The organism is Nocardia carnea (assembly GCF_029869215.1).
In the GTDB taxonomy this organism is placed as follows: domain Bacteria; phylum Actinomycetota; class Actinomycetes; order Mycobacteriales; family Mycobacteriaceae; genus Nocardia; species Nocardia carnea_B.
In genome coordinates this window covers 1-4,993 of the sequence record NZ_JARWPM010000308.1, presented here as the reverse complement: position 1 = coordinate 4,993, position 4,993 = coordinate 1, and the positions used below count along the sequence as shown (strand labels likewise).

Genomic DNA, 4,993 nt, shown 5'->3' with positions numbered 1-4,993 from the left:
TCGGAGGAACGGGCCCGCAGGCGCCGGCTGGGGTAATCTAATGTCACCGGGCGGGTGGCTATTCCGCGAAAACTGCCGCTGGCGGTGTGCGCCGCGGGGCCGTCCGGGGCGCGGGGGCGCGATCCCGGCGCCCGCCCCCGGATCCGCAACGCCAAGGAGCGGCTCGACCGGCTCACGGCCGATCCGGTGGACGCGCCACCGGACCCGCTGAGTTTCACGCCGGAACTGGAAAGCCATGCGCTCGACGTGGACGGTCCGGTCGCCGAGCTGACAGGTGTCCGGGTGCCCGGCCGGCTCGAGGTGGGGGAGCTGTCCCTGGCTCCCGGTGAGCGGCTGCTGATCACCGGCCCCAACGGTGCCGGCAAGACCACGCTGTTGCGGTTGCTGGCCGGGGAGCTGAGGGCCGGCAGCGGGTCGGTCCGGGTGTGTGGCCGGGTCGGGTATCTCCGGCAGGAGGAGGTGCCGTGGCCGACGGAGATGACTGTGCTGCAGGCGTTCGCGTCCGGCCGCCCCTGGCACCCGGAGGAGTACGCGGAGCAACTGCTGCGCCTGGGATTGTTCCGGCTCGGCGACTTGGGTCTGCGGGTCGGGGAGCTGTCCTACGGGCAGCGCCGCCGCATCGAACTGGCGCGCTTGGTGAGTGATCCGGTGGATCTGCTGCTGCTCGACGAGCCGACGAACCATCTGTCCCCGGCGCTGGTGGAGGAGCTCGAGGAGGCACTCATCGGGTATCGGGGTGCGCTGGTGGTGGTTACCCACGATCGGCGGATGCGGGAGCGTTTCCGGGGCACGCGGCTCGAGATCTGGGACGGGGTGTGCCCGGGCATCGGCGCGGCGGTGGCGCGAACGGCCTGAGACGGCGGGCGTGCCGAGTTACTCGCACGTCACCGAGCCGGACGCGAAGCGCTCGCGGCGCAGCTCGAGGCCGAGCAGCGCCGATGACGCGGAACCGGGGGAGCGTGCGGCCGGTGCGGCCGGCCGAGCATGTCCCGGTTATCGACCGGCCGCGGGAACCGGGTCCGGCCGGTCGATACTGCGGCCGACGGCGTGGAGATGGCCGACGGACTGGGCGTAGGAGGCGAACAGGCCGGTCTCGCAGTAGGGCACTCCGATGCTCGCGCAGTACTCGGCGACGATCGGCTGGGCCCGGCGCAGATTGGCGCGCGGCATGGACGGGAACAGGTGGTGCTCGATCTGGTAGTTGAGACCGCCGAACGCCGTATCGATAACTGGCCCACCGCGGACATTGCGTGAGGTGAGGACCTGGCGGCGCAGATAGTCGGTGTTGTCGCCGGCCGGGAGGACCTCCATGCCCTTGTGATTGGGCGCGAATGTGCAGCCCATGTACAAGCCGAACAGGCCCTGATGCACCACGATGAAAACGAGGGCCTGCAGCGGCGGCAGCACCAGGAAGACGAGTGCGAGATATCCGGCGGCATGGGCGAGCAGTGTTCCCGCTTCCAGCCGGCGCCGCGGGATGGACCGTTGCACCAGTGCCCGGACCCCCGCGAAGTGCAGGCTCCAGCCTTCCAGCAGCAGCATCGGGAAGAACAGCCAGCCCTGGTAGCGGAAGATCAGCCGCCGCACGCCGCGCCCCGCGCGGGCACGCAAGGTCGAATGTGCCAGTACACCCATGATGTCGGGGTCGGCGTCCTCGGTGTTGGGATGGGCGTGGTGGCGGTTGTGGTTACTCGTCCACCAGCCGATACTCACCCCGATCGCCAGATTCCCGAAGAGCAGTCCCAGCAGGTAGTCGGTGTTACGCCGGCCGGAGATCTGCCGGTGCCCGGCGTCGTGGCCGAGGAAGGCGAACTGGGCGAAGACCGCGGCCAGGAAGGCGGCGGTGGCGAGCTGCCACCACGACTCGCCGATCAGCACGAAAGCGGACCACCCGGCGGCCAGCGCCAGCAGTACCGCCGACGCTTTCCACACGTAGTACCGGGGTCGCCGGTCCAGCAGCCCCGCGTCCCGCACCCGCCGCAGCAAGACGGAGTAGTCGGTGGTGCGGGCGGTCCGCACGGGTTGCGGTTTCTCGATCCGGTCGGCGGGAAGGTCGTATTCGGCGGCTTTTGCCGTCATGTGTTAACCGATCTCTGCACAGGTGTTGTTCGCCGGTGGATCATCTGTGACCGCCGCCGGCCGACCGTCCCGGTCGACTGATGCGCTCAGCCTACCTGCGCCGGCTCCGCGCTTCCGACCCCGTTCCGCAAACGCGGCCGCACCGGGGGAAGGGCGGTGGCGAGCGGCGGAGCACGCGCGGCGTTCTCCCTGGGATCCGGTGTGTTCGTCTTCCCGTGGAGTGGGTATCCGCCGGCCACCCACGGTGTCCTGAACAGGAATGAGGCGAGCGATGCGCTACCGAACCCTGGTCCTGGCGACCTTGATCGCCGCCGCCTGTTCCGGCGCGGTGCCGGCGGCCGGGCAGCCGCTCCCGCAACCCGGCCTCCCCGCTCAGGTGGCCGACGGCGTGCCCGACCGCAGCGCGGTCTCGGTCCGCGGCCCGAACGGCCTGCGCTGGGGTACGGCCAACGAGTACGAAACCCGCAGCGCCCTGTCGATGGCCAAGCTCTACCTGGCCGACTACGCCCTGAGCCACGGGGACGGTTCGGCCGCGGACCGGGCCGATGCCGAACGGATGGTCCGGGTCTCCGACGATGCCGCGGCGGAAACGATCGCCGCGAAATACCCGCAGGCCATCGGCGCGGTCGCGGCGGAGTACGGGCTGCGGCAGACCACACCCGGCGGCGGCTGGAACTCCTCCACCACCAGCACCGCCGACCTCGCCGATTTCCTGGCCGCGAAACAAGCCCGTGACCCCGGCTCGCCGATCCTCGCCTGGATGGCAACGGCACCGCCTACCGCCGCCGACGGCACACCGCAGAACTGGGGCACCGCCCGGATACCGGGGGTACAGGGCAGCAAATGGGGGTGGTCGGATGTGCCGCCGCCGGAAGTCGCGTCGGCGTCGTTCGGACCGGGGTTCACGATCGCCGCACATACCCGCGGCAGCCCGGATGACCAGACCGCGGACGTGGCACAAGCCCTGGCGGAGGCGTTCGGCCGGATGGCCGGCGTCCGCGTCGGGTGACCCTGGCGCGCGGGCGCGCTCACGCGTGATGCCGAATTCCTTCGCTGGCACGGAAAGTCGATTCTTCCGGACTGACCAGGCCGAGCAGGGTCAGCGGTCGCGACGTGACGGCGTTGGTCAGGTAGGTCAGAGTGATCGCCCAGCGGTTGAGCCCGCGCGGTACCGCATAGGTGTGATAAGCGCGGGTGACCGCCTTGGCGGGCAGCCCCGACAGACGCAGCCCCAGGGGGTTGGCGACGGCGAAACGGGGACCCAGATCCACCACCAGACCCATATCGCGATGTTTGTACGGCGCCGCGGTGCCGATTCCCAGACTCGCGGCCACGTTCCGGGCGAGGACCTTGCCCTGCCGGGTGGCGTGCTGTGCGGTGGGCGGGGTGATCTTGCCGGGCTGGGTGAGGTCCGGTACCGCCGCCGCGTCACCGCCGGCGAAGACATCGAGATGGCCGGGCACTCGCAGATCGGCGCCGACTTTCAGCCGCCCGCGCTCCATGGGCAGATCGAGGGTGCCGAGTACGGGCGCGCCGGTGACACCGGTGACCCAGGCGACCGTATGGGTCGGCACGGTCGTCCCGTCGGTGAGTACGACGTGATCCGCGGCCAGCTCCCGCAGCGACATTCCGAGCCGGATATCGATCCCGCGCCCGCGCAGGACGGACAACACCTGATCGCTCAGCTTCTCGCCGACCTCCGGCATCACGCGGTCGGCCGTATCCAGGAGCAGGAACCGGATCTCCGCCGGATCGAACCCGCGGCGGGCGGCGTAACTATCGGCCAGCGCCCGCAGCTGGGCGATCAGTTCGGTCCCCGCGTACGACGCGCCCACCACGACGACGGTCCGTCGTGCCCGCCGGATCTCCGGATCCTCCTCGTGATCGGCGAGCTCCAGTTGCCGCAGAAGCTGTTCGCGCAGGTACAGCGCCTCGGCGACGGTTTTCAGGCCGCGGCCGTGTTCGCGGAGACCGGGGACGTCGAACAAGCGCGTGACCGACCCCGGGGTGAGTACCAGGCGGTCCCAGGTCAATTCGCGAGGGCCGTGGTGGTCACTGGTCACGGTGACGGTCTTGTTGTCGAGGTCGATCGATTCGGCGGTCGCGACGATCAGCCGGACGCGGGGCAGTGCGTCGGTCAGCGATACGGCGACGAATCGGGGGTCGATGAGCCCGCCCGCGACATCCGGTAGCAGCGGGGTGTACAGCATGTAGTCGGTCGGCGTGACGAGCACGACCTCGGTGTCGTCGCCCGCCCTCGCCAGGGTGCGGCAGAGTTTGCGGGCACAGGCGAATCCGGCGAATCCGCTGCCCACGATCACGACCCGCCGCGGCCCGGTGGCGCGGTCGGCCCTGTTCTCGGCGTCCGGCACGTGCACCGCCTCCTTCGTCTCGGTTACCGGAGGCGATTCCCGCAAGCCGGCGTCCGAAACGGGAGGGAACGAATCCGGGCAGCCCACCGGGGTTCGGTGCCCGGTTCAGCGGTAGAGGCCGAGCAGGGTGCGCGCCGCGGCGTCGACGATATCGTCGGCGGTGACCTGCAGGGCGCCGTCCAGCCACGCGGTGACCAGTTCGGCCATACCGCCGATGAAGAGCAGGCCCGCGGTCTCGTCCGCGGTCACGCTGCGGCCCGGCGTACCGAGGAACTCCCGGGCTTCGAGCGCCGACTGGTGGGCCAGATGCCGCAGTAGTTGCGTCCGGCGCTGCCGGAGTTTCGGGACGGCCACGGATTGCACGATGGCCACCCGGCCCTTGCGGGGGTCGTCGAGCAGGAGCTGCACGAACGCGCGGACCGAGGCCCGTACCCGGGCCTCCGGATCCGCGCCGGCCGCCGCGGGGGCCCGCCGGCGGGTGGCGGGGATCGCGGCCCGGCGCGGGTGCCGCCCCGCCTCGCGCGGCGCGGGGCGCCCGGGGG

The 4,993-nt window shown here is 71.0% G+C and carries 3 protein-coding genes and 2 pseudogenes; 2 read left to right on the top strand and 3 right to left on the bottom strand.

The features are described 5' to 3' along the window. Window positions 1-36 precede the first annotated feature (36 nt). Window positions 37-855 (top strand): annotated as a pseudogene (locus QH276_RS21815) (ATP-binding cassette domain-containing protein); the annotation flags it as partial. Window positions 856-993: 138 nt separating this feature from the next. On the opposite strand, the gene QH276_RS21810 reads toward QH276_RS21815, so the two are convergent. Further along, window positions 994-2,079, bottom strand: a complete 1,086-nt coding sequence (locus tag QH276_RS21810; RefSeq protein ID WP_280399004.1) for a fatty acid desaturase family protein — start codon at window positions 2,077-2,079, stop codon at window positions 994-996. A 271-nt stretch (window positions 2,080-2,350) separates the two neighbouring features. On the opposite strand from QH276_RS21810, the gene QH276_RS21805 reads away from it, so the two are divergent. Then, a complete protein-coding gene (locus QH276_RS21805) occupies window positions 2,351-3,088 on the top strand; it encodes a hypothetical protein (protein ID WP_280399005.1) in 738 nt (245 codons plus the stop codon). 19 nt (window positions 3,089-3,107) lie between these two features. Here the strand turns inward: QH276_RS21805 and QH276_RS21800 are convergent, their stop codons facing one another. Both QH276_RS21800 and QH276_RS21795 read right to left on the bottom strand, forming a co-directional pair. Continuing rightward, window positions 3,108-4,451, bottom strand: coding sequence for an NAD(P)/FAD-dependent oxidoreductase (locus tag QH276_RS21800; RefSeq protein WP_280399007.1), 1,344 nt, complete (start codon window positions 4,449-4,451; stop codon window positions 3,108-3,110). 105 nt (window positions 4,452-4,556) lie between these two features. Then, window positions 4,557-4,993 (bottom strand): annotated as a pseudogene (locus QH276_RS21795) (hypothetical protein); the annotation flags it as partial.

Excerpts from the sequence above, each read along its gene's own strand:
- QH276_RS21810 (WP_280399004.1), bottom strand. The coding sequence starts at position 2,079 with ATGACGGCAAAAGCCGCCGAATACGACCTTCCCGCCGACCGGATCGAG.
- QH276_RS21805 (WP_280399005.1), top strand. The coding sequence starts at position 2,351 with ATGCGCTACCGAACCCTGGTCCTGGCGACCTTGATCGCCGCCGCCTGT.